Origin of the sequence: Bacteroides zoogleoformans (assembly GCF_002998435.1) — a bacterium.
Classification (GTDB): Bacteria; Bacteroidota; Bacteroidia; order Bacteroidales; family Bacteroidaceae; genus Bacteroides; species Bacteroides zoogleoformans.
Genome location: NZ_CP027231.1, coordinates 2048181 through 2073920 on the forward strand (window position 1 = coordinate 2048181; position 25740 = coordinate 2073920).

Genomic DNA, 25740 nt, shown 5'->3' on the forward strand with positions numbered 1-25740 from the left:
TTGTTAATCGTTAGTTTGCATAACCGTCATTCTGTTTTAACTTCGGATTGTTCTCAAGTTCGCTTTGAGGGAAAGGCAGGTAGCGGTTGTGGTCGTTGAACACGCGGTCTTCGATGCGGCATTGCTTCTCGTTGGCCGATGTGCGCGGTTCTATGCGGGCGCGCATTTCTGGGTTGCTTTCTTTCTCGTTCACTGTGCCTATCATTCTATAAAGAGTTCCGTTCAGCACCGTATGAGCCACCATCTTGCCGTTATCATCTTTCCAGCGGACAATGTCGGCACGGCGCATGCCTTCGCCGGCCAGTTCGATGGTACGTTCGCGGCGTATCAGGGTACGGATGCTTTTTTGATCGGTATATTTCGAACGGTTCAACTTACTCATGCCACCGCGTGTACGCAGTTGGTCGATTATGTCGAGCGCTTCGTCAAGGTTCTCGTTCAACTCCACGTTTGCTTCGGCGATGGTGAGCAATACTTCGGCATAGCGGAATAGGATGGGGCATAATGCCTCATTGTCCAGCGACGGCGAGTATTGCGAGATGGGCACGGTATATTTGGCCCATATCATTCCCGTCTTCGAGGCATTGTTGGAAGCGTTGTAAAAGTCGGGATTCGATACTCCGCCGATTTTCTTATCCAATGTATTGAACACTCTGACTTTTCCGTTCTTTCCTAACCAGTCCATACCCGGATATATGATGGTTTTGGCAAGACGCGGATCGCGATTGGCAAACGGATGTTCGGGGTCGTATCCGGAACCCGGTTCATCGGGCATCAATCCGTTTTTCATTTCAAACATGTCCACAAGGTTGCTTGTGGGTACCATCGAAGCCCATCCTCCGTCGCCGTTGTTGAAAAGGCGGATGCAGTTCTCGAACGGAAATGTGGTGGGCACATGTTGCATGGCGTAGATTATTTCTTTCGAAGTTTGTCCTTGCAGGCTGAACATTTCGAGAAAATTGGAATCCAACTGATACATGCCCAATTGTCTGATGGCATCGGCAGCTTCGCGTGCTTTCTTATAATCTCCCCAATACAAGGCAGCCCTCATTTTCACGGCTAAAGCTGTGCCCCGGGCGATACGCCCTTTTTGTGCAGGTCTTATGTTCAGCATCGGGATGGCTTGGTCCAGTTCATTATAGACAAACTCTTTTATTTTGTCTTCGGAGGTCTTTTCCACTTGAGCTGCCACCGCCGTTTCGGGTAGGTCGGTAATCAACGGTACGCCACCATACCAGAAATTCATCTGGAAATAGCGATAAGCACGGATGGTGCGCACCTGAGCAAACAAATCATTCTTGACTTTTTCGTCGAAGTTCACTTTTTCTGCCTTTGCAAAGAATGTGTTGCAACGACGGATGAGAGAGTAGTTGTAATATGACATGGTGTGAGTTTGAGACATGGTGCCATTAGCCACGAACTTGTAGTTGCCCGATGATGAAGCCTTATAGGCTATGTCGGACATGCAGTCGGCAAAAAGAATGTCATCGGAGCCGACGGGGTTTGACCATTTCTCATAGCAGGCCGTAACGGCATTGTAGACGTCTTTCTCCGTCTGCCAGAAAGTGGAAGGTGATAAGGAATCGTGGGGAACCTTATCCAAGAAGCTGTCGCACGAAGAGGCGGATAACAGGGCGATGGATGCCCAGACTATCAATTTATACGATTTCATAGGTAGTTCAATTAAAAGGTTATGTTTATGCCGAATGAGTTTGTCATTACTTGTGGATAGTGTGAACCGCGGCCTGAAGGTGCTTCGGGATCTATGTTGACCGGAAGGTTATCGAACTTCAGCAGATTCTCTCCCGAATAGAATATACGGGCTTTGCTTATGCCCAGATGGGCCGTATATGCTTTGGGAAGCGTCCATCCCAATTGTATGTTCTTTATCCGCAGATAGTTGGTGGAGAACAACCAGAAAGTGGAGTAGTTGCCCGGACGGCTGGCCGAATTTTTATCGGAATACAACCGCGGAAATGAACCATTGGGGTTTTCGGGCGACCATGCATCAAACCAAGCCGTGGACGGATGCGACGTATCCCCTTCGAAGGTGCCGAAGACTTCTTCGGTGAAATAGCGCTGAACGCCTGACGCTCCTTGCATCAGAAGGGAAAGGTCCAAACTTTTCCATGCTGCCGATAAGTTCAGTCCGAAAGTGAACTTCGGTTTCTCGTTATTGCCGATGACACGGTCGGCAGAGGTTAACTTACCATCGCCCGACGTATCTTTGTAACGGATGTCTCCGGCCATGAACTTCGGCCCGAACGGATTGCCGTAAGTTTTGGTATATTCATCGGCTTCTTCCTGACTTTTGAATAAACCGTCGGCTTGGTAAGTGTAGAACGAGGCATAGGGTTTCCCTACTTGGTGTATCTTATTGCCGTCGTACATTTTATCTACCCCTCCCAAATCGAGTATTTTGTTATGGTTGGTGCTCCAGTTGCCGCTTACTCTGAATCTCCAGTCTTTCCATTCCTTATGATAGGTGGCACTGATTTCCAGACCTCGGTTGGACATGGCTCCAACGTTATCCTTATAGGCTTTCAAACCGAAAGTGCCCGGTACGGGAACGCTCATGATAATATCCGTGGTCTTACGGTTGTAGTAATCGATGCTCAGGTCGACGGCATTCAGCAAAGCCATGTCGATTCCCACTCCCCAAGTGGTGGATTTCTCCCATGAAATGGAGGCTATGCGATGTGACGTTTGTGCGATACCGGTTTCTACCGTATCGTCAAACGGATAATTGTGCCCGATGCTGTAAGTCACCATCCATGGGTAATAGTCGTCGCTATTGTCACTGTTCAGCGCACTTTGATTACCCAGCTGTCCCCAAGAGGCACGTATCTTCATCGAATCCATCCATTTCTTCGACCAATTCATGAACGTTTCTTCGGATATTCTCCACCCCACCGATACAGAAGGGAAATATCCCCACCGATGGTCTGGACTGAAACGGGAAGAAGCGTCGGCACGGAGGTTGGCTTCAAACAGATAACGTCCTTTGTAATCGTAGTTGATGCGTCCGAAGTACGACATCATGCTCAGTGATCGGGTATATCCTGAATTGGTTTGTGTGGATTCTGTTCCGGCATTTAGGTCTGTAAGTGTATTGTTGGGGAAGTTTTCGCGTTCTCCTCTCAACTCTTTGTAGTGGTAGTCTTCTATGCGATACCCGGCCAAAGCTTTCAGATGATGGTGTCTGCCTAAAGTCTTCTGATAATTCAGCAGCAAGTCAAGTGACTCGCGGTCCCAAAAGTATGCTCTCGAACTCAGTTTATTGGGGCCGTGATACTTGTTCTTGTTGTATTGGATGTCTTTACGGAAAGCATCGTATTCTTGATTGTTTCCCGTATATGCCCCCTTTGCGGAGAGTTGAAGGCCATCTGTTATGTGGTATTCCAGTTCGATGTTTCCCGCAAAGTTCTGGTTCTTCCGATTGATGGTTTGGTTCAGGTCGAGCCAGGCGATGGGATTTCCATCACCGATGGTTCCGTATGTGCCGTCTTCGTTCTTATAAGGAATCCATGGAGCTATGCGGTTGATTTGGCGTATGATTTGATCGGACCCCCCACCGATATACGAATTATCGGCATCCTTATAGTAATTGTTGATATATGACATGCCGGAGCGCAGTGTAAACCTTTTGGACAGGACAATATCTATATTGGAGCGCATATTGAATTGTCGGCGGTTGCAATTGCGCATGATGCCGTTTTGGTCGAGGAAACCGGCAGAAGTCATGTATTTTACATGTTCGTTACCGCCTGATACGCTTACGTTATGTTGGTTCATAAAGCCGCTGCCGTCAAATCCCAATTTATTCCAATCGGTATCGGGATAAGCAAAAGGATCGGAGCCGTCTTTGAATTTCTTAATCTCTTCTTCGGTGAACCGGGGAGCGGCTCCGCTGTTTTCCAAAGCCTTATTATAGTATTCGGCAGCATCGCCGGAGTGCATGCGCTCAACAAATCCTGTGGCTTTTTGCCACCCGATTTTACCAGAGTAGTTCACAGTTGCGCGTCCGGTCTTTCCGCGTTTGGTGGTAATAAGAATCACTCCATTGGCGGCTTTAGAGCCATAGATAGCGGCCGAAGCGGCATCTTTCAGTACGGAGATGGAGGCAATGTCATTGGGGTCGATTTGATTCATTGAGCCGGATTGGATACCGTCAATCAGAATATAGGGTGATGCGGAATTCCACGTGCCCAATCCTCTGATAAGGATAGAAGCGCCGTCTTGTCCCGGACGCCCTTCTCCTGAGGTAACCGTCATGCCCGGAACAAGCCCTTGGAGGCCGGATGAAACGGAAGTAACCGGCCTGTCAGCCAGTTCTTTGCTGTCAATGGATGCTACCGAGCCGGTAAGGTTGACTTTGACTTGCGAACCGTATCCTACTACCACTATTTCATCAAGCAATTCATTGTCTTCGTGCAAAACGATGGAGACGGGTTTGCCGCTCATGGCTTCAACCTCCTCTTTTTTATATCCTATATAGGAGACTTCCAACAACGATTTGGCCGATGATACTGTAAGGGTGAAATTTCCGTTTATATCGGTGGCCGTTCCGTTGGTCGTCCCTTTTTCAATCACTGTGGCTCCGATAACGGGCAATCCTTTGGTATCTTTTACGAACCCTTTTATAGTCAGGTTTTGTTGCTGTGCTTTGTTTACCGCATCTGTTGCCGGAGACAGAATGATATGTTTGCCTTTAAGTCTGTAATGAATGTTTGTATCTGCGAAAATCTTATCGAGTACTTTACTGACAGTTTGTTTATCCACATTCACTGATACTGTTTTATTGATATTGACTTGGTGGTTGTAGATAAATAAATATTCTGTCTGGAGTTCGATTTCATTCAGTACTTTTTCTAATAAGACGTTGTTCATATTCAACGAAACTTTGGCGTTTTGCGAATTTATATTTCCGGCATAAGAGCACAGTACGCAAAACATGATAAGTAGTGTGGAAATACGCATAACTCTAAAAGATTGTTTAAATCGGCATCCTTTCATCAATAGAAAGTGCTGAATCTGATATTTTTTCATAAATTAGCTTCGATTATGGTTAAACATTTAAGTTTTTAAGTGTTCTTTCTTAGTCGGGGCAAGTGTTGCAGCACTTGCCCTTTTTAATAATAGTTTATGGTTTATTCATAGGCATATCGTTTTTAAGAGTTCTACAATGATGTGTTTATTCAATGGTGATTGTTTGCTGTTCCATGTCGTAGTGGAAAGTAAAGTGAAGGTCGTTTTGCAGGATGCGCAGTGCATAGTCGATACCGTCTGTTTGACGGAACTTGCCGGTATAAGAGTACTTTAAAACCTTTTTATTCTTGACAAGTATTCTGGTGGCAAAGTATTTCTCAAAAGTTTGCATGATGTCGCTGAACGGTTGGTTCCTTATACTGATTATTCCTTCTTTCCAGAGATAAGCATTATAGTCGGTCACGGTGCTTACTTTCAGACATCCTTTTTCTAATGAGACCTTTTCGTGCGGTTTTAGTATAACAGAATCGGGTTCTTTTCCTTTGGAAGTTACTTTTACGCTACCTTCCATCAAGCAGGTTTCAAATTTCGTTGTATGTGGATAGGCTTCTACATTGAAATGAGTGCCCAACACTTCGATATCGCATTTGTCGGTTTCTACGATGAACGGATTTTTCGCCTGATGGGTCACTTCGAAATAGGCCTCTCCGTGCAGGGTTACACGTCTGAGACCGGAGGAAGCAAAAGATGTCGGGTATTTTAAGGTAGTGCAGGCATTGAGCCATACGGTTGTGCCGTCGGGCAGGGTTACCTGCGTGCGTTGTCCTGCCGGTGCATATACCGAGCATAAAGCCGGAATCATTTCATCGTGTGCGGTATATTGGTGATATATCTGTGTGACGAGAAACGTCAATATTACTGCTGCTGCTATTTTTATCAGATTACGGATTTGTATGCGCTTTGCTGGGGTTGCTTTTATATGCTTGGCATTCTCTTCTTCCTGTATGAAGTTGATCATATCGAAGAGTTTGCGTTGTGCATTGAATTCCCGTAGATTCTCTTCCGAACGCTCCACCCATTCTTTTATTTCCATTCTTTCGTCAAGACTTGCTTCGCCGCTAAAAAAACGAAAAAGAGCCTCTTTCTGTACATATTGTGTGCTGTCTGCATATTGTTTTTTCATTATAAGTAGATTTTGGGGGTTTATTATAATACAACTACCCCCATCGTCCCCCTAGTGAGAAAAAGGAAAAAAACAAGAAAAGGAAAGGAAAATAGTCTTTTAGCGATATTCGAAAAGCTTTCAATGCTTTACTTATATGGAACTCTACTCCTTTTACGGAAATGTTTGTAGCCGTGGCTATTTCGGAGTAGCTCTTTCCATCGAATCTGCTCATTATGAAAATTTGGCGGGTGCGTGCCGGAAGTGATTGTAGTGTCTCGTTAATTATTTGTCTTATTTCATTTGAGAAGAAATTTGTGGGGTCACAACTTTCCAATTGATTGATACGTGCATGCAGTTCCCACTTCTGATATTCTGTCAGACTGATAGAAGCGGTATCTACCACACGTTGGTGTTTCAAATGGTTGAGACATTTGTTCTTGATGGAAGTCAGTATGTAAGAAGCAGCCTCTTTTTCTGAGCAGAGCAGATTCTTTTCCCAGAAATCGGAAAAAGCGTCTGCCGTAAGGTCGGCTGCTACTGTGTAATCGTGTACATAAGTGAATGCAAACCGCAAAAAGGCCGTTTTGTATGTGCGGTAAACGGTGTTGAACAACGATTCATATTCTATGCTTCTATTCATTATGGTGATAAAAGAATTTCGGTTGGGTAATCATTGGCAAAGATATCTGTTAACCTGAATTCTAAGACCTCAGGTTATTAATATTTACCTGTGATGCAAGTGCGAGCATATCATTTCGGTGCTCTCATCTCCAGCGCCTTGTTCTCCGCCGCCTCCATCTGTTCCCGTTCGCCCGGCCCTTTGTCGTTGATACCGCAAAGGTGGAGGATGCCGTGGATGACGACGCGGTGCAATTCTCTTTCATAATCATTGCCGGCAAACTGTTCCGCATTGGTGCGCACGGTGTCGAGGCTGATGAAGAGGTCGCCGTTGAGGCGGTTTCCCTCGCAGTAGTCGAAGGTGATGATGTCCGTGTAATAGTCGTGTTGCAGATAGTGGCGGTTCACTTCAAGGATTTTCTCGTCCGAACAGAAGATATAGGTGATTTCACCGATTCTTTTGCCGTATGAGGCAGCCACGGACTTGATCCATTCCGTTGTCTCGTGTTTCTTGAGGGCGGGCATTTCGATGCCTTCAGCGTGGTAGCTAATCATGTCTGTATATCGTTTTTTTAATATTTTGTATCCTTTCCGGTTTCTAATAATCCCTCATCGCCCACATACAGCCTGACATCTGACATCTCTTACGTCTCTTATGTCTTGTTTCTCTAACGTCTAACATCTTACGCCTCTTCCCTCTACCATCTGTCAAACCTCCCCGAAGAAGAAAATATAACTGATGATGATGGCGGCGATGATGCCGGAGAAGTCGGCAATCAGACCGCAGGTCACGGCATTGCGTGTTTTGGTGATGCCCACGCTGCCGAAATATACGGCAAGGATGTAGAACGTGGTGTCCGAAGCCCCACGGGCCACGCAACTCATGCGGCCCACGAACGAGTCGGCTCCATACTGCTTCATGGTGTCAATCATCAACCCGTTAGCTCCGCTGCCGCTCAGTGACTTCATCAGGGCGGTGGGCAAAGCTCCTACGAAACTCGTGTCCACTCCGAGCAGCCCTACGGCACGGCCGATACCGTCTATCAATAAATCCATTGCTCCGGAAGTGCGAAAAACGGCGATTCCAACGAGGAAAGCCACTAAATAAGGTATGATGCGCACGGCGGTGGTGAAACCCTCTTTCGCTCCTTCGATGAAGGCGTCGTACACATTGATTTTCTTCCACAGTCCCCAAAGGATGAACAGCAGGATGATGGAGAACAGCAGGATGTTGGCTATCAGGGTGGAGTATGTGCCCATTTCGGTACGCTCGATGCGTGTAAACAGATAAATCAGTGCGGCGAAAAAGAGGCTGATGCAACCTATCAGGATGAGTATGGGCTTGTTCAGCAGGTTGATGCGCTGGGCTATGCTGACGGCGATTACACCGACAAGGGTAGAGACGGCGGTCGTTATCAGTGTGGGGATGAAGATATCCGTGGGCTGTGCCGCACCCATCTGCGCGCGATACATCATGATGCTGACAGGGATAAGTATCAGCCCCGAAGTGTTGAGCACGAGGAACATTACCATCGGGTTGGTGGCGGTGTCTTTCTTGGGGTTGAGCTCCTGAAGCTCTTTCATGGCTTTCAGCCCCATGGGCGTGGCGGCATTATCCAATCCCAGCATATTGGCGGAGAGGTTCATGAAAATGGAACCCATGGCGGGATGTCCTTTCGGTATTTCGGGGAATAGGCGGCAGAACACCGGGCTCAGCCAGCGCGAAAGCGCATTGATCATGCCGCTGTTTTCGCCTATCTTCATCACGCCCAGCCAGAGGGCGAGTATTCCCGTCAATCCCAAAGATATCTCGAACGCTGTTTTGGAAGAGGAGAACGTGGAGTTGACAAGTTCCGTGAATATCTCCGTGTCGCCCGTGAAGATGAGCCGGCAAAGGGCCACGATGAATGCGATGACGAAAAATGCTACCCAGATATAATTTAAAACCATGTATCGTTACGTTGTTTTGTATATGGATTAATAGTTGTTCTCGTTGGCGAGGTTCCATGCGTTGAGAAACGCCGCTTTGGTTATTTCGACCACTTTTTCCCAGTTCAGGCGGTCGGCATGGTCCGAAGGGCGGTGGTAGTCGGGATGTCCGTCCGTGTGATACCAGATGACGGGGATGCCTTGCAGGGCAAAGGAGGCGTTGTCGCTTCCGCCTACGGGATTGTCCCAGGCACGGTAGTCGGGTTGCAGCTTCAGTCCGTGGCGTGCAACGTCCTGCTTCAGCCAGTCGCCGAAAGCGGGATGGCCGGCGGTATAGAAGTAGACTACGTGTTGCGGTTGTTCGGGCTTGTTGTTTCGGCCTATCATGTCGAAGTTGAGGTAGCCTTTCACTTGGCTGATGAAGGGGGATGTCTGTACGAAATACCGGGAGCCGAGCAGTCCTTTCTCTTCGCCGTCCCAGAAAGCGAAGACAACCGTTCGCAACGGTCGGTGCCCCGAAGCCCGGAATGCGCGTGCTATCTGCAATACGGCCGAAACGCCCGAAGCATTGTCGTCGGCGCCGTTGTATATGGCATCATCGGCAAGGGTGCAGTCCATGCCCAGATGGTCGAAGTGCGCACCTACCACTACATACTCATCGCTACGCCGCCCCGGAATGACTCCTAACACGTTGCTCATGTGCAACGAACGGTACACGCCTTGTTTCAAACGGGCGACGGAGTCGGGGTGTACTTCCCATCTGTCCCGTTGCCAGCGTTCTTTGCCGCATGCCTCGAAAGGTTGGTAATACGTGCTATCTAACGGCTCAATACCGGCTTCTTTCAGGCAGGAGGCCAAGTAGCGTGCCGCTATGCGTGCACCGTGCGTGCCGGCTTCGCGTCCTTGCAGCTCGTCGTCGGCCAGAAAGCGTACAATGGCTTCGGCCGAAGCGCGGTTGATGCTTTGCAGTCCTTTTTCTTGCGGTGATTGCGCATGCAAGGACAACGCGAAGGAAAGGCAACAGATTATTCCTAAAAAGACTTTATACATCGTTGTACGGTTTTATGGATGGTACACATAATCAGTTGCAAAATTACGGATAACTTTCGATAGTTCTATATAAATATAGTATTTTTGTCTGCTGACGAATGTATTCGGAATAAGTGTAAATGAAATAGCGAATGATGAAAAAGAAGAGTGACACACCGGAAGGCGTTGATTTGAAGCGTCTCCTTTCGGCGGAGGAAGTAGCCGAAAGAGTAGCCTGCATACAGCAAGAGTTGGAAGCATATATCGACCCTGTAAAGAAAGAGGTTCTGCCCCGTTTCTTCAAGACCGGGAAGGGGCAGTATGGCGAAGGCGACAAGTTTCTGGGTGTGATTGTGCCTAATACGCGTTTGGTGGCCAAGATGCACAAGGACGAGCCTTTCGGGGTGATGGCGGCATTGCTGCAAAGCCCATGGCACGAATGCAGGCTCTGTGCTTTGCTGATGTTGCTGGAACGCTTTAAAAAGAGCGATGAAAAGGGAAGAAAATCAATCTACGAGTTCTACCTTTCGCAAACCTCTCGCATCAATAACTGGGATTTGGTGGACTTGTCCGCTCCCGGCATCGTGGGCGAGTACTTGAAAGACAAATCGCGCGATGAATTGTATCGCTTGGCGGACAGCCCGTTGCTTTGGGAGCGGCGCATAGCGGTGGTGGCTACCTATACGCTTATCAAAAACCACGATTTCATCGATATTCTGGCTCTTTCCGAGCGCCTGCTCCACCATAAGCACGACCTGATGCAGAAAGCCGTGGGCTGGATGCTTCGCGAAATGGGCAAGCGCGACAAGGACTTGTTGGTGCAATTTCTGGAGAAGCATTGCAAGACGATGCCCCGCACCATGCTGCGCTATGCCATCGAGAAGTTTCCGGAAGAGGAGCGGAGGGAATTCATGAAGCGTTGATTTATGTGGCTTTCGTTGTTAGGAATTCGGTAAGATATCTTATATTTGCGCCCATAAAAACAACCTGTTTTATGATGAAGGCAATTCGCTATGCGCTGTGCCTGTTCGCAGTGCTTTTGCTGTCGGTTTCGAGTGGGCGGGCAGCAGCCGATGAGGAAGATTTCAATACATTCCTCAGGAATTTCACATCCGGTGCTTCCTTCCAGTATTCCCGCATCAAGTTTCCGCTGAAGTCGCCCATTGTCTTGCTGAAGGACGACGGAGAGACGGAACAGACTTTTCCCTTCACCCGCGAGAAGTGGGCCTTGCTGGACGAGGAGACCTTGAAAGAGGGAAAGATTACGGAAGAGGAGGGTGGCGTCTATACCTCTCACTTCACGTTAGACGAACCGGACCATAAGGAATTCGAAGCCGGATATGACGAGTCCGAAGTATCGCTGCGTGTCGTATTTGAACGGATAGGCGGCAAATGGTATGTCACCGACTGCTACACCGACTGGTATAACCCCGATCTCCCTATCGGCGAACTCAAAGAGACCATCCGTATGGTGCAGGAAGAGAACAAAGCATTTGAAGAACTGCATCCTTAAAGATATGATCCACAAACATAAATCTCTATCGTAAAAGACACAAGTCTCTGTCTCATCAGGCACAAGCTTCTGTCAATACGGGAGAATCACCACTACCTTTTCGTTTCCCTCCCTCCTGAAAAAGAGAATGCGGCATGGAGCATGCCGAAAGCTCCATTCCCTTCTGTCGGAGGGAATAAAGCGGAAAAAAGAGAATCAAGCAGAAAAGCATGAATCTTTCCGCAGTGAGTTTTGTACGAATTCGCACTATTTGCGTACGATTGACCAACGTTTTTCCATCATCTCCCTCTTACTTTTGCAATACCGTTCGGCAGAAAGAGCCGGTGGGACAAAGTATAAACAACCTTTATTCATTCAATTACAAAATCAATACTTATGAAACAAAAAGTAAGCTTCTTTAAAGCATTAAGTATGATGTTGCTCTCCGCGCTCTTCGCCTTGCCCGTCGTGGCGCAGAACCTGACGGTGACGGGCACGGTGACCGACAACCAGGGCCCGGTGATAGGCGCCTCCATCCAAGTGGACGGCACCGGCAACGGCAGCATCACAGACATCGACGGAAACTACACCCTGCACAATGTGCCGGCAAACGCCACCCTTGTATTCTCTTACATCGGCTATCAGACACGGAAGATCGCCGTGGGCGGAAAATCGAACATAGACGTCAAACTCGTGGAAGACAGCCAGCTGCTGCAAGAAGTGGTGGTGGTGGGCTACGGCGTGCAGCGCAAGAGCGACCTGACCGGCTCGGTTGCCTCGGTGAAAGCCACCGACGCCTTGAAAAGCACGCCTACCGGCAATGTCTCCGACGCTTTGCAGGGGCGAATGGCCGGCGTATCGGTACTCTCCGGCTCGGGCGACCCCGGGAAGGAGAACACCATCCGTGTGCGAGGCATCAACTCCATCACCGCCGAAACCGGTCCGCTGGTAGTAGTCGACGGATTTATCGGCGGCTCGCTTCAGTCTCTCAACCCGGCTGACGTCCAGTCCATCGAAGTGCTCAAGGACGCTTCGGCAACGGCGGTTTACGGCTCGCGCGGCGCCAATGGCGTCATCCTCGTCACCACCAAGAACCCGGCCAAAGACAAGCTGACCGTCTCGTTCAACGCCTTCGCCAACTTCAAGACGGTGGCCAAGTACGTCGACACGCTCTCTCCCTACGAGTACGCGCAACTGGTCAACGACTATGGCAAAGAATACTTCGGCTACGGCGACAACCACTATTACAGCGCCCAGCAGCTGGAAGATTTCCGTACCGGGAAAGCGGGCTTCGACTATGCGAAAGAGATATTCAGGAAACCTGCCCTGACGCAGAACTACGAATTGTCCGTGGCCGGCGGCGGAGAGAAGACCACCTTCCTGGCGTCCGTGCGCTTCCAGAACGACGAAGGCATCATCAAGGCTTCGGAAAGCAGCGTCTATAACTGGCGACTGAAGGTAGATACAAACATCCGCAAGTGGCTGAAGGGCGGCCTGAACTTCTACGGCCATTACAGAGAAAGCGCCAATCCGCGCGTCTCCGAATACGACGGCCTGATACAGCAAGCCACGCTCTTCCCCAACACCATCAGCCCGAAGAACGAGCGCGGAGAGTACAACAACGCCTTCTTCGACGGCTCGCCCAACTACAACCCGATGGGGCACATCTGGGAGGCGAACAACTCCCATCAGACGCTGGTCAACAACCTGCAGGGCTATGTGGACTTCAAACTGGCGGACGGACTGAACTTCCGCTCGCAACTGGGAGTGACCTTCGAGAACCGGATGAACTCTTCGGCTGCCGGCGAAAACAGCTATGAGAAGTTCAAGAACAATCGCACCACGGCCGGCACACAAAGCTTTTGGAACCTGTCTTGGCTCAACACCAACCTGCTGAGCTATGTGAAGGAGTTCAACAAGAATCACCGTGTCAATGCCACCGCCGTGTTCGAGCAGTCGTACAACAACAACTACAGCCACCACACCGTAGCCAATGCCTTAGACCGGCCCGAACTGGGCTGGGACGCCTTGGGATGGTCTGCCGGCAATCTGGCTAACATCGACTCGGAGCGAATCATCACCACGCTGATGTCCGGCATGTTCCGCTTGAACTATGTGTTCATGAACCGGTATATGCTCACCGCTTCCATCCGTGCCGACGGCTCTTCGCGTCTGGCGGACAAGTGGAGCTACTTCCCGTCGGCCGCATTGGCTTGGGACCTCAAGCAGGAGGCGTTCCTGAAAGACAACACCTTCATCGACCAGCTGAAACTCCGCATCGGCTACGGCTCGGTAGGAAACCAGTCGGTGGAGGCTTACCGCATCTATTCCAAGATTGTCAACGTGCGCAATGCCGACGGAAGCACCTCGTACAAGATAGACCGCCCTGCCGCTCCCTACCTGAAGTGGGAACGTAACGACCAGACGAACATCGGCGTGGACTTCGGCTTCTTCAACGGACGCCTGCGCATCAGTGCCGATTGGTATAACAAGCTGTCGAAGGACATCTTGCTGGAATTGGCCCAGCCCACACACTTGGGACACGGCTCCGCGTTGAGGAACTCGGGCAAGATAAAGAATACCGGTGTGGAACTGACCATCGGCGCAGACCCCGTTGCCGGAAAGGCTTTCAGCTGGCATTCGGACCTCACGCTGTCTCACAACAAAGGCACTTTCGAGAACATCCCCACCCAGAACCGCCGCCAGCAACAAGCCGGAAACTATCAGAACCAGATCTTCCAGATGATAGAGGGAGAGAAGCTGGGCACCTTCTACGGCTATACATCCGCCGGCATCTGGCAGAAGGACGAGGTAGACGCCCCGTTCGTGGATGGCAACGGAGTGAAGAACGGCAAAACCAACGGCCAGACTTACAAGGTGGTTGCGGGCAACATCAAACTGGCCGACCTGAACAAGGACGGCGTCATCAACGAGGCAGACCAGGGCGTGATAGGATGCGGGCAGCCCACTTTCAACTGGGGATGGAGCAACACCTTCAACTACCGCAACTTCGACTTCTCTTTCTTCGTGGTAGGATTTCACGGTTTCGACATCTACAACGCCACCGAACACATGGCTATCAGCGGCATCAGGGCGCAGAGCAAAGCCCCGGTGGTTCCGCTGCGCAAGTGGCAGAACCGCTGGACGCCCACGAACACCGATACCGACGTTCCGGGCTTCGTCAAGGGCGGCAATACGTACGTCAACAGATACATGAGCCGCTACGTGGAAGACGGCAGCTTCATCAAGATGAAGAGCATCACGCTGGGCTATACCTTGCCCGAGAAATGCTGCAAGTCGGTAGGCATCCACAACCTGCGCGTTTACGCCTCTGTGCAGAATCCGTTCCACATCACCCGATACTCCGGACTGGACCCGGAAGCTACGCTGGGCAATCCGCTGATACAGGGCGTGGATTGGGGGAACTATCCCAACAGCCGGAACTACCTGGTCGGCCTGAATTTTGCTTTCTAACTATTAACCTATTTAGACGAATAACATGAAAAAGATACTCTATACCTTCACTCTTGCCGGCTGCGTTGCCTTGGCCTCCTCTTGCGTGGACTTGACTCAAGAGCCCCGCTCTTTCTCCACGGTGGACGGCTACTTCAAACTGTTGGACCAGCCCTCTTTGGAGAAGTTCACCACTGCGCTCTACAACGACCTCTGGGGCGGTAACTACGGCTTCAACTGCCGCATGCAGTCCATCAACGTATGTGCCGACGACGTGACCTACCGGGCGGCGAAACCCGACAACCGCCTGGGGAACTTCGGCAACCTTTCTCCGGACGTCATGCAGAACGACGCGGACGTAAGCACGATGTGGGACTTGCTGTTCAAAGCCATAGACGACGCCAATGCCGTCATCAACAAAACGGTCTTTCCCGACGACGAGAAGCAGGCACGGAAATTCCGCGAGATAGTAGGCGAGGCCTATTTCGTGCGCGGTTTCTCTTTCCTGTATCTGACGCGCCTCTTCGGCGATGTGCCTTTGGTCTTGAACGAAGAGCAATCCTCCGGCCGCATGCCGCGGACAAGCGTGGCCGAGGTTTACGACAAAGCCATTCTTCCCAGTCTGCAAAGGGCCGTGGAATGGCTGCCCGCCTCCGCACGCAAGGGCAACTCCGCTACACCGAGCCAATGGGCCGCCAAGCTCTGCCTGGCCGACGCGTATATGAGTCTGGCCGGATGGCCCCTGAAGCGGACGGAAAGCTACGCGAAGGCTGCCGAGCTGACGAAAGACATCATCGACAATTCCGGACTGAAGCTGACGGAGAAATACGCCGACATCTGGAAAGAGGAGAATAAGAACAGCACGGACGAGGTGATGTTCGCCCTTCTGCACAGCGTGGCCAACAAGAGCGCGAGCCAATACGGAAAGTCCTACTATCCCTCCGACTTCAGCCCCAATGCGGGATGGGCCGACTATTACGGCAACGAGGCTTTCTACCTCAACTATCCCGACGACGAGCGCAAGGCATGGAACTACATGGTTCAATGGAAAACGAAAAAAGGCCTCGTGCAGTATAAAGCCTCGGCCGATAAACTGCCTGCCATCTCCAAATACTACGATTACAACGACGGCGCTCCGGGCAAGAGCCAGCTCTCCAACGGCATGACCTGTATTTACCGCTATGCGGAGGCGCTGCTGACGTATGCCGAGGCCTCTGTCAGAGCCACCGGACAGGTAAACGCCCAAGCCTTGGCCGCCATTCAGGCCGTGCAGAAGCGGGCCGGATACGCCGACGGGCAGCTGACGGACACCACAGACCCCACAGCCTTCCTGAAAGCCGTGTCCGACGAGCGGGGATGGGAGTTCTTCGCCGAGATGAAACGCTGGTTCGAACTGGTTCGTCTGGAGAAAGTGAGCGAGGTGAAACCCGCGCAATGGGAGAACTCCTTGTTCAAGGCGCAGAAGCATTACTACCTGCCCATCCCCTACCAGCAGATTCAGCTGACGGGCTGGAGCAACAACGCAGGCTATTGACGCAACCGTCAACACCACGCGACGCTTCCGATATTCAACAGGCGATGGACGCGCCCCGTGCGCCCCGTCGCCGCAAAAACGTCTCTCTTTCTTTTGCAGCACCGCTTCATCCGGCCGGATGGGGGGTGCTGTCTTGCATTCGCCACGTTAAGAATAAAGTATAATTCCTCTTACATACTTGTATATTTCTTGCCGTTTACTTTGTATATACAAGGTTCTTATGTCGTATATATGAGAGTGACAACGTCGCATATGCGAGACTACTAACGTCGCATATGCGAGACCACCAACGTCACATATGCGAGACCACCAACGTCACATATGCGAGGCTGCCAACGTCACATATACGAGACCACCAACGTCACATATGCGAAGTCACTAACGTCGCATATGCGAGACTACCGGTGTCGTATATGCGGGGTATTATGGATTAAAGTTTTTGGAAATGCCTTTTGAAGGCATATCAAGGCAGTTCACCGCATTATTTTTCCTTTTCCAGTTCCACCTCGAAACTGGCCGCGTGGCGGCACGTGAAGCGGAGCACCGTCTGCTTCTTGTCCGCTGAGAGCAGGCGGCAATCAGGCGTTTCGGCCACTTTCCACCGCCCTTTCAAGGTGAGGGTGACGGGCATCTCGCCGCTTGCGTGGTCTTTCCACGGGCGGGAATAGATGCTGCGCTCGATGCGTCGGCCGTGCTCGTCGAAAGCCTCGTCCGAAGGGCCTCGGTACAAGGCCAGGTCCGGCTGGCAGACGGTGAGCAGGAGTTTTCCTTCTTCTTCGCGCGTCATCACCAGGCAGCAGGTGTCGGCTTGCAGCAAGGGCCCTTCGGCGGGAAGCAGGCGCGGAGTCTCGAAGAGGACGTACGAAGTCAGCCCCCCGCGGAGGGAGCGGACGATGTGCGCATCGCGGTCTTGGCGCAGAATGCGATAGGAGGGCTTGCGTGCGAAGGCCTTCAGCGAGGCGGCGTCCGTACGCGGCAGTACGGCATATTCATAGCGTGCGCCCTGCGGCGCTTTGCCGTGCTGCAGCACCAGCGACACCCAGTCGCCCCGGGTGGGCTTGTCGCTGCGTTCGCCCACGGTGACTTGCGGGAAGTTGCGTTCGAACCGGGCTTGTTTCATGGAAGATTTTCCAAGGCAATAGCCCGTGCCGTTGGGGTCGATGTAGGTTTGTCCGTCGCTCTTAAAACGGTTCCAGTAGTGGCGTGTTTCGGGGGTGAGGGCGGCCAGCTGGAACACGGTGGTTTCGGTGGGAAATTCGGTGTTGCGGTTCTCGATGTCCGTGCCCAGGCAGACGATGACGTCGTCGAAGAAGTGGAACGACTTGCGCGCGCGGTGCGAGCCGTTGTATTTGTCGTGCTCGTGCAGCTTCATGCCGAAGTTTCCGTTGGTATGTGCCTGAGACAATCCGCCGGCAAAGGCCTCGTCGGAGTAGAGCATCTCCTCCATGCCGGAGAAGGTGTCTACGTTGAGCACACGGGCACGCAGCCGGTCGAAAGGCAGGTGGATGGCCGTAGCGCCGGGAATGCGGTTCCAGTCGAAGCCCCCTTCCTGCCAGCCACTGGTGGCGAGGGTGACCGGTTGATGGGGGTTGCCCGTCAGCAGCTGCATACTGCCGTGAGCCAGGTAGCGCCCGTAGAAGTTGGCCGGCAGGTAATGCTCCGCCGCCCAGAGGTAACGCGAATGTCCGCGCACCACCACGGCCCAGTTGTCTCGCCGCTGTACGGACACGCAGCCGTAGCCCAGCGCCCTGTTTCCTTGCGGGTGGGGTTCGGGGCGGAAGCCTTCGGCCTCGAGGCGTTGCTTCATCTCCCGCTCTTGGCGGGCGGAGGCCTTCGGCAGGTAGTCGGGTGCCTCTTCGTCGGGGACGGAATCATGATCCACCAGGCGGAGGTAGGCGGCCGCCATCTCGGGGTCGCGGGCCTGCCGTCCGTCCGGTGTTCCCGCCAGGGCCATCGTGGCGTATTGCAGGGGAATCAGTTCGCCCTTGCCGTTGGGGTGGCGGCCCGACAGGGAGAGCGGCCACTGCTTGAGGTTGCAGTAGAAGCGCATGGTCAGCAAGACGTTCTTCACCGTGCGGTGAGCCGTTTCGGAGAGCTTGAACTCGGTTCCGCTCAACAGGTATATCATGTTCACGGCCCCTTCCAGTCCGCCCACGGCATAGGCCGGATAGAGGTTGCAGTGATGAAAGCAGGCGCCGTCTGCCTTGAACGAGCCCGCCAGCCCGTCGGCAGGTCGGCAGCCATGGTCCAGCCAGCGCGAGAAGGAGCGCAGGTATTGCAGCTTTTCGGGCGAGTCCTCGCGGATGAGGATGCCGGCCATGCGTCCCTGCAGCTTGGTGTTGAAGGTGTCTATGTCGATGCCGTCCGTCAGGGGCTTGGGATATACCTCGTTGGTGATGGCGTACCAGTTGAGGGTTCGTTGGGCTTCCTCCAGCTTGCCCGCGTCGCGCAGCGCCTCTTTCATCAGGAAGTAAGAGACGAAGAGGCCGCGCATGCTGTATCCGTAGTGGTGAATGTTTCCCCAGCAACTGCCATAGGCTATGCCTTGGTCGGTGGCGTTGTCATACATGGCGAGGAATTTCCGCTTCAGCTCTTCCTTCAGGCCGGGGTCTTCGGCATCGAGGTAGGCTGTGGAGAGGCGCTTCATCAGGTTGAAGTAGTCGCTCAGCTCCACTCCCTGCCGCACGAACATGTCTTTGTCCCAATCGGGCAGCAGACGCTCGTAGGCTTCCGATTGGCGGACGAACCAGATGGGGCGTCCCGTCACTTGGCCGTCTTTATAGGCTATTTGATAGAAATCGTACTTCCGGCGGAGGGTGTTTATCTCCTTTTCCGACAGGGCGGAGGGGGTGTAGAGCATCTCACGGAAGCGTCTTTCCATCTTCCGGATGTCCTGCCGTTGCGCGTCGGTGACGGGCGTCAAGGGGATGTCCGGTTTCCACAGCGAGTGCTCGTAGACCACCAGCCAATGGTTGGTAGTGCCCTTGTTGACGAAAGGCACCTGTACGTCGGGCGTCTGTTGGCGGGCGTCCACCTTTGCGGCGGTCAGCAGGTGGTCGAAGAAGAGTTTGCCCGGTACGTCCGGTGCCACGACGCGCACCTCGTTCATTCCCTCCTCGGGCGTGCCCTGCATGTCGCGCTCGTAGCACACCCACGCCCCTCGCCATCCGGTGAAGTTGATGCCGAAGGGGAAAGAGGCGCATACCCTGCCGTCTTTGAGGAACTCGAACCGGATGGTTTTGTCCTGCGCCTGCTCGTTGTACACCCAGACGATGAAGGCGGAGAGGTACGTGTCTCGTCCGGTAGGGTCTTTCCGCTCGAACTTCAGGTCTTTCTTCACGGAGAGCACGCCGTGGGGTTGGTAGGTCCAGCACAGGCTGCGCCGACCGTCGCGCCGGTGGTCTTCACTGAGCGAGAGTTGCGAGGGAGCCGTGGTGGTAACGAAAGCCGGCACTTGCCCTTCTTCGAAAGAGAGCAGCCGTTCGTGCTTCACGGTTTGTGCCTGTCCGCCCACGGAGCAGAGCGTGCAAAGGAGCGCGGCGGCCCCCGTCTTCCATCGGTTGAATGATTTCATGTCGGAATTACTTTATTGGTGTTTTACAAAGAAATCTCTGTTTTCTGAGATAGAGTGATGCGAATTGTACATAATTATCAATATTTGTTCTGTTCCGGCTTGGTGTTTACACTCAATTTCTTTGATGGAGATGAGAGGAGCAGGTTTTTCTCTTCCGTGTTGCTGACGTATTGTGCAGCTTCTTTGCCGGATTTCACCTTCTCCAGCAGGGCGGAGAGGACCTTTACCTTTTCCGGATAGGCTTCCGCTACATTCTCTTTCTCTGACGGATCGGTTGAAAGTCGGTACAGCTGAGGGATAGGGGCATTGCCCATTTCCATTTTCGTCCAGTATTCCAATGTCGGTTTGTCGCTGGGCTCTATGTACTTCCAGTCTCCCTGAACTATGGAGAGGGTGTTGTTCAGGTTTTGCTGCACGATGTAGGGGCATCCGGTAGTGTCCGTACCCAGAAATGTGTCCAACTGGTCGCGGCTGTCGGGAGCGATGTCCGGCGGTAACGGATGGTTCAACAGTGCGGCAAAGGAGGCATACACGTCTATCATAGAGAAGAGAGCCTGTTGTTTTCCCGGTTTGATGCCTTGAGGCCAGCGCACGATGAAGGGGATGCGTGTACCGGCGTCGAAGGCGCTGTACTTTCCGCCCCGGTAGTGCTTCATCGGAGTGTGTCCGTTCAGCAGCTCGAAGGCTTGGTCTTGATAGCCGTCGTCAATCACGGGGCCGTTGTCGCTGCAAAGCACGAAGATGGTGTTGTCGGAAATGTTCAGGCTGTCCAGTGTGCGCATGATTTCTCCCACTGTCCAGTCCAGTTGCAAGATGACATCTCCGCGAGGGCCCAGACCGCTCTTCCCGGCAAAACGAGGATGGGGCACGCGGGGCACGTGTACGTCCTGCGTGCCCATGTAGAGGAAGAAAGGCTCATTCTTATGGATGTTGATGAAGTCTTTGGCTTTGGCGGTAATCACGTCGGCAATGTCCTCGTCTGTCCAAAGGGCCGATTCGCCTCCTGCCATCCAGCCGATGCGCGGAATGCCGTTGATGATGGTGTTGTTGTGGCCTTGACTGGGTTTCATCTTTATCAGTTCGGGGTTCTCTAATCCGGTGGGGCGGTTGCCCACTTTGTGCTCGTAGTTCACGGTGATAGGGTCGTCGGGGTCGAGCCCCACAACGTGTCCGTTCTCCACAAACACGCAAGGCACGCGGTCTACTGTGGCGGGGATGATGTATTCGTAATCGAAGCCGATGTCGTGCGTGTTCGGTTTGATGAGGCCGTTAAAGTCGGTTCCGCCTTTCGGTCCCAGCCCCAAATGCCATTTACCCACGGCGGCGGTGACATAGCCTTCTTCCTTGAAGAGGTCGGCCATAGTGACGCAGGCGGTGTCGATGATGAGTTCCGAGTTGCCCGGAGCAATGCCCGTGTTCTGCTGTCTCCACGGATACATGCCCGTCAGCAGTCCGAAGCGTGAGGGTGTACTGGTGGAAGAGGTGGCATATGCGTTGGTAAACTGCATGCCTTGTCCGGCCAGACGGTCGATGTTGGGCGTGCTGATTTTGGTAGCGCCATAGCAACTCAGGTCGCCAATGCCCAGGTCATCGGCAATCAGATAGACTATGTTCGGTTTTTGCCGGGCGTGGTCGGTAGCTTCGCCTTTGGTGCGACTTCCGCATCCCGTTGCCAAAACGGCACCGGGTATTAGAGACCATAGGGGAGAAATTTGTTTCATCATATTCTTAGACTTTAGACTCTGAATTTTGAAGACAAAGGTAAAGGGTTTTGTCGATTCCAGATGTGCAAGGAAGTACGTGCAAAAGGCAAAAAAGTACATCACTCCCCTTTGCGGTAAACCAACGGACTCACTTGATACACCTCTTTGAAACATTTGGAGAAGTAGCGTGGAGAGCTGAATCCTATCTTATCCGAAATCTCGGTGACGTTGAGTTCCGGATTGTTACGTAGCATCAGTGCGCCCTTCTTCAGGCGGATGGTGAGGATGAAGTCGTTCGGTGTTTGGCCGGTGATGGCTTTCAGTTTGGTGAAAAGGTTGGTGCGAGCCATCATCATCTCGCGGGCAAAGACGTTGACGTTGAAACTCGTGTCATCCAGATGCTGCTCGATGATGGCGGTGGCACGATCCAGAATCTCCTTGTCGATGGGGTTGGTGGCAAGCATTCGGGCTGTGGCCTGGGGTTGCTTGCTGAACTTCTCTTGCAGGAGGATGCGAGAGTTCACAAGGTTGTTGCAGCGCGAAATGAGCAAGCCGGTGTTGAAAGGCTTGGTTATGTAGTCGTCCGCACCGATGCGCAACCCCTCGATGTTCTGTTCTATGGCGGTACGTGCCGTGAGCAGTACCACGGGGATATGGCAAGTGTTGAAGTCGCTCTTTATCCGCTTGCACAGTTCCGTGCCCGACATGCGGGGCATCACCACGTCGCTCACCACGATGTGGGGCATGTGGTTTTGTACCAGCTCCAGCCCCTCCTCACCGTCGGCGGCCGTCAGCACTTCATAGAAAGGCTTGAAGAGGGCGGCCAGCATCTGGCGGATGGATTCGTTATCTTCCACTATCAGTATTGTGGCATCGGGCAGACGCTTGTTGGGAACGTTTTCCTCTATTTCGGCTTTAAGGAAGGCGTCGTTCTCCGGTAGAGATGTTTCTATCTGTTGCACGCTGTCGGGGTTATTGCTGATTTGCTCTTCGTCGAATTGTGCATTGCCCCGTTGCAGGCTCACGATGAAGCTGGCTCCCTTGCCCGGTTCGCTTTCTACGCGGATGCTTCCGTGATGCAGCTCCACGATGCCCTTGGTCAGTGCCAGTCCGATGCCCGTACCTGTTTTGTCGGCATCGGTGCTGTCCGTGGGGTCTATCTGGTAGAAGCGGTCGAAGATTTTATCGACTTTGTCGGTGTCGATACCGCTTCCGGTATCCGTCACGCGAATAACGATTAGATTCTCTTCGCTCCTGATGCTGAGGGTGATACAGCCTTCGGCTTTGGTGTGCTTGAAGGCGTTGGACAGCAGGTTGTTTATCACTTTCTGCATCTGTTTCTGGTCATACCACACTTCCATCTCGTCCGTCTCTTTCTCAAACAGGAAGTCGATTTGCTTGGTCGAGGCATATTCAAGGAAGAGGAGGTAGTTCTCGTAGAGGAAGTCTACGATGTTGTGCGGGCTTACCTTTATCTTCATGTGTCCCTGCTCCTGCTTGCGGAAGTCCAGCAGTTCGGTGATAAGCTCGCGCAGTTGTATGCTGTTTTTGTATATGCTCAACACCTTATTATATATGCCGGGGGTGAAGTTCTGCAATTGCATCAGCGTCTCCACCTGCGCCACGATGAGAGTCAGTGGAGTGCGGAACTCGTGCGAAATGTTGGTGAAAAAGCGTAGCTTCGACTGGTTCAGCGTCTCCACATCGCGTATGTGCTTCTGTTCGTACTTCAGCGATTCGCGCAGCTTGATTCTCGTCTTGTACGTGCGTACCAAATACCAGAGCAGGCCTCCCGTCACCAATAAGTAGAGTAGGTAGGCAAGAGGCGTCTTGTAGTAGGGCGGCAGCACGCGGATGGTCAGGCTCACCTGCGGGCATAGGCTTTCGTCCTTGCCGCTGGGCTTGATGAGCAGTGTATAGGTGCCGGCATTCAGATTGGTGTAGGTAATGTTATTCAGGCCGCGCGTGCTGTTCCAGTCATTGGAGAATCCCTCTAATTTGTAGATGATGTCGTCCTTGTTGGCCGCCACGTAGTTGGAGGTGGCAAATTCGATACTGAACATCGACTGGTCGGCGTTCAGCGTAATCTCCCGCGTGCAGCTGAGCGCTTTTTCCAGGATGCCGGTTTCATCTCCTACTTGTATCTCGTCACCGTTCACAATGAGGCGTGAGAGTATGATGTTGTAGGGTTTCGGCGTGAAGTTCAGTTCAGTTTCGTGAAAAGAAATCATGCCTTGCGTTCCTCCAAGGAATATCTCGCCGTCACGAGTCACACAGAGGGCATTTTCATTGACGGACGTCAATGGAAATCCGTTTTCTGCGCTGTAGTTCCTGAACCGCCTGCTGTTCTGGTCGAAGATGGAGAAGCCCTCGTTGGTGATGATCAGCAATTGTCCGCTGGTGGGCGACTGGCACACTTCGTAGATACAGTCGCTGGCGAGGCCGTTTTGCTCTTGGTCGAAGTTTTCGAAGTCGTTGCTCGAGGGATGATATAGATCCAGTCCACTGCCCGAAGTGGCAAACCAAAGGTTTCCCTTACTATCTTGCATGATGTTGTTCACATTGTTGTTGCTGATGCTGTGCGGATGAGCAGAGTCGTGCCGGTAGTTCGTCAGCTGTCCGCTGTCGAAACGGTAGCTGAACACGCCCTCCCCGGTGGCGGCTATCCAAAGGGTTCCTTTGTCATCGAAAGTGATGTCGGCCACCATCTTGATACTGCGCCCCTCCTTACTGTCTTTGAAGAGTTGGCGGCACTTCCCGTCGGCCGGATTGAAAAGACAGATGCCGTTTTGTGTGGCCACAATCAGCGAGTCCCGATAGGGCGCAATATCGCGTATAATGTCCGAGGGAAGCGACTCCGTATTGCCGGGATTTGTCCGATAGTGAGTGAAACGTCCTGAACGAATATCCAGCTTATTCAGTCCGCCCAGATGGGTTCCTATCCAGATAATCTCTTTGGAGGGGTCGTAATAAAGTGCTTTGACGTTGTTCTGCGATATGCTGTTCGGACCACCGGGACGGAACCATTTAAACTCGTGCGTAAATCGGTCGTAGTGATTCAGCCCGCCACCTTCGGTGCCTATCCAAAGATTGCCGTACTTATCTTCCACAGTGCGCCCTACTACAGGGTTACTCAATCCTTTCTTTTCGATGGGTGAGTAGGTGTAGCGATTGTATATGTCATACTCCGGATTGAAGTAGTTGACGCCTCCGAAGTAAGTGCCCAGCCATAGTGTGCCCTGATTGTCTTTTACGATGCACCAGATGGAGGAATGTGTCAATCCTTCGCTTCGTTCGTCGCCGGCAGTGTGGTTTTGGAAAGTTCCCGTGCTTTTGTCGTACCGGTTCAGTCCGTTGAAGGTTCCTATCCAGATGTTGCCTTGATTGTCCTCGCAACATGCCCTGACGAAGTTGGACGAGAGACTGTGCGGATTCTTGCTGTCGTAAGCGAAGGTTTCGATTGTGCCGTCTGTCTTCACATGGTGAAGTCCTTCTTCCCAGCTTCCTATCCACAATTCGTTCCGGCTGTCGCAGTAGATGCTGGTGATATTCCCTGCCGGAATGGGGTGGGCCAGTGTCTTGTCGGTCAGGTTCAAGCGGTATACACCATCGTTGGTAGTGCCTATCCACAAGTGGTTCCGGTCTATGTGCATGCAAAAGATATCAATGCCTCCGGCGGGTACCTGATAGTAGAGATCGAAATTCCCTGTCTGTTCGTTATAACGGTATATTTCGTTTTTCTTTCCGATGAAAAGGGCGTTTTTGTAGTAGATGCTGTTGATGTTCCCTTGCAGTAAAGTGGTGAATCGCCGGGTGGCGAGATTGAACTCGGCCACGCCCTCGGTGCAGAGCAGGTAGATTTTTCCATTCTCATTACCGGTCAGACGCAGTACGGTATTGCAGAAGAGGCTGTACGGATCATTTTTCCGCAGCTTGTAGGTCTGTATCTCTTTTCCGTCATATCGGTTCAGTCCTTCGCGCGTTCCAATCCACAGCACACCGCCCTCATCGATGTAAAGGCTGTTTACGGAGAATTGCGACAACCCGTCGTCGGTAGTCAGATGATTGAAAGAAATGTTTTGCCCTTGCAGGGCAATGGCAACCATGCTCCATAGGATGGTCAGCAACAAGATGGTAAACTTTCGCACTTTTTCGGATGGTTTTAAGGTTTCCGTCACAAATATAGTTATAAATTGTGCATAAAGACTTAATTTGTATGGCGGTTTTTGAGCTTATGTTTGCTTAAATGTATAA

General features: G+C 52.1%; 13 protein-coding genes and 1 pseudogene. 4 read left to right on the forward strand and 10 right to left on the reverse strand.

From position 1 onward, the window contains the following. Positions 1-10: 10 nt before the first annotated feature. The 7 genes from C4H11_RS08475 to C4H11_RS08505 form a co-directional block, all read right to left on the reverse strand. Positions 11-1672 carry a RagB/SusD family nutrient uptake outer membrane protein gene (locus tag C4H11_RS08475; protein WP_106041270.1) on the reverse strand — a complete coding sequence of 554 codons (1662 nt, stop codon included), beginning with the start codon at positions 1670-1672 and terminating at the stop codon, positions 11-13. 11 nt (positions 1673-1683) lie between these two features. Beyond that, a complete protein-coding gene (locus C4H11_RS08480; RefSeq protein ID WP_234819807.1) occupies positions 1684-4890 on the reverse strand; it encodes a TonB-dependent receptor in 3207 nt (1068 codons plus the stop codon). A gap of 304 nt (positions 4891-5194) precedes the next feature. Further along, positions 5195-6172, reverse strand: coding sequence for a FecR family protein (locus tag C4H11_RS08485; RefSeq protein ID WP_106041272.1), 978 nt, complete (start codon positions 6170-6172; stop codon positions 5195-5197). Between the two features lie 34 nt (positions 6173-6206). Then, complete coding sequence (locus tag C4H11_RS08490; RefSeq protein ID WP_106041273.1) at positions 6207-6794, reverse strand: RNA polymerase sigma-70 factor; 588 nt, start codon at positions 6792-6794, stop codon at positions 6207-6209. A 110-nt stretch (positions 6795-6904) separates the two neighbouring features. Then, positions 6905-7327: an rRNA maturation RNase YbeY gene (gene ybeY, locus C4H11_RS08495; protein ID WP_106041274.1), complete on the reverse strand. Its 423-nt coding sequence runs from the start codon at positions 7325-7327 to the stop codon at positions 6905-6907. Positions 7328-7480: 153 nt separating this feature from the next. Next, positions 7481-8722, reverse strand: a complete 1242-nt coding sequence (locus C4H11_RS08500) for a nucleoside recognition domain-containing protein (RefSeq protein WP_106041275.1) — start codon at positions 8720-8722, stop codon at positions 7481-7483. A 27-nt stretch (positions 8723-8749) separates the two neighbouring features. Further along, on the reverse strand, positions 8750-9751 hold the full coding sequence (locus tag C4H11_RS08505) for a M28 family metallopeptidase (RefSeq protein WP_106041276.1): 1002 nt from the start codon (positions 9749-9751) through the stop codon (positions 8750-8752). Between the two features lie 134 nt (positions 9752-9885). Between C4H11_RS08505 and C4H11_RS08510 the strand changes: the two genes are divergently transcribed. The 4 genes from C4H11_RS08510 to C4H11_RS08530 all read left to right on the forward strand — a co-directional run bounded on the left by C4H11_RS08510 (position 9886) and on the right by C4H11_RS08530 (position 16209). Then, positions 9886-10653, forward strand: a complete 768-nt coding sequence (locus tag C4H11_RS08510) for a DNA alkylation repair protein (RefSeq protein ID WP_106043265.1) — start codon at positions 9886-9888, stop codon at positions 10651-10653. A gap of 74 nt (positions 10654-10727) precedes the next feature. Continuing rightward, the gene (locus tag C4H11_RS08515) at positions 10728-11243 is read left to right on the forward strand and encodes a DUF4348 domain-containing protein (protein ID WP_106043267.1); all 516 of its coding nucleotides are present in this window, start codon (positions 10728-10730) and stop codon (positions 11241-11243) included. A 375-nt stretch (positions 11244-11618) separates the two neighbouring features. Then, positions 11619-14696, forward strand: a complete 3078-nt coding sequence (locus C4H11_RS08525) for a SusC/RagA family TonB-linked outer membrane protein (RefSeq protein ID WP_106041278.1) — start codon at positions 11619-11621, stop codon at positions 14694-14696. Between the two features lie 25 nt (positions 14697-14721). Then, positions 14722-16209, forward strand: coding sequence for a RagB/SusD family nutrient uptake outer membrane protein (locus C4H11_RS08530; protein WP_106041279.1), 1488 nt, complete (start codon positions 14722-14724; stop codon positions 16207-16209). 481 nt (positions 16210-16690) lie between these two features. Here C4H11_RS08530 and C4H11_RS08535 read toward each other — a convergent pair whose 3' ends face one another. From C4H11_RS08535 to C4H11_RS08545, 3 genes and pseudogenes are all read right to left on the reverse strand, one after another. Further along, the gene (locus C4H11_RS08535; RefSeq protein ID WP_106041280.1) at positions 16691-19783 is read right to left on the reverse strand and encodes a chondroitinase family polysaccharide lyase; all 3093 of its coding nucleotides are present in this window, start codon (positions 19781-19783) and stop codon (positions 16691-16693) included. Positions 19784-19965: 182 nt separating this feature from the next. Further along, a pseudogene (locus C4H11_RS08540) lies at positions 19966-21504 on the reverse strand (sulfatase family protein); the annotation flags it as partial. Between the two features lie 101 nt (positions 21505-21605). Then, positions 21606-25592 (reverse strand): hybrid sensor histidine kinase/response regulator transcription factor, encoded by a 3987-nt coding sequence (locus C4H11_RS08545; protein WP_205729992.1) that lies wholly within the window; start codon positions 25590-25592, stop codon positions 21606-21608. Between the last annotated feature and the right edge of the window lie 148 nt (positions 25593-25740).

Bases quoted from the DNA above. Each gene is read 5' to 3' on its own strand.
- C4H11_RS08475 (WP_106041270.1), bottom strand. From the start codon at position 1,672: ATGAAATCGTATAAATTGATAGTCTGGGCATCCATCGCCCTGTTATCC.
- C4H11_RS08480 (WP_234819807.1), bottom strand. From the start codon at position 4,890: ATGAACAACGTCTTATTAGAAAAAGTACTGAATGAAATCGAACTCCAG.
- C4H11_RS08485 (WP_106041272.1), bottom strand. From the start codon at position 6,172: ATGAAAAAACAATATGCAGACAGCACACAATATGTACAGAAAGAGGCT.
- C4H11_RS08490 (WP_106041273.1), bottom strand. From the start codon at position 6,794: ATGAATAGAAGCATAGAATATGAATCGTTGTTCAACACCGTTTACCGC.
- ybeY (WP_106041274.1), bottom strand. From the start codon at position 7,327: ATGATTAGCTACCACGCTGAAGGCATCGAAATGCCCGCCCTCAAGAAA.
- C4H11_RS08500 (WP_106041275.1), bottom strand. From the start codon at position 8,722: ATGGTTTTAAATTATATCTGGGTAGCATTTTTCGTCATCGCATTCATC.
- C4H11_RS08505 (WP_106041276.1), bottom strand. From the start codon at position 9,751: ATGTATAAAGTCTTTTTAGGAATAATCTGTTGCCTTTCCTTCGCGTTG.
- C4H11_RS08510 (WP_106043265.1), top strand. From the start codon at position 9,886: ATGAAAAAGAAGAGTGACACACCGGAAGGCGTTGATTTGAAGCGTCTC.
- C4H11_RS08515 (WP_106043267.1), top strand. From the start codon at position 10,728: ATGAAGGCAATTCGCTATGCGCTGTGCCTGTTCGCAGTGCTTTTGCTG.
- C4H11_RS08525 (WP_106041278.1), top strand. From the start codon at position 11,619: ATGAAACAAAAAGTAAGCTTCTTTAAAGCATTAAGTATGATGTTGCTC.
- C4H11_RS08530 (WP_106041279.1), top strand. From the start codon at position 14,722: ATGAAAAAGATACTCTATACCTTCACTCTTGCCGGCTGCGTTGCCTTG.
- C4H11_RS08535 (WP_106041280.1), bottom strand. From the start codon at position 19,783: ATGAAATCATTCAACCGATGGAAGACGGGGGCCGCCGCGCTCCTTTGC.
- C4H11_RS08545 (WP_205729992.1), bottom strand. From the start codon at position 25,592: ATGGTTGCCATTGCCCTGCAAGGGCAAAACATTTCTTTCAATCATCTG.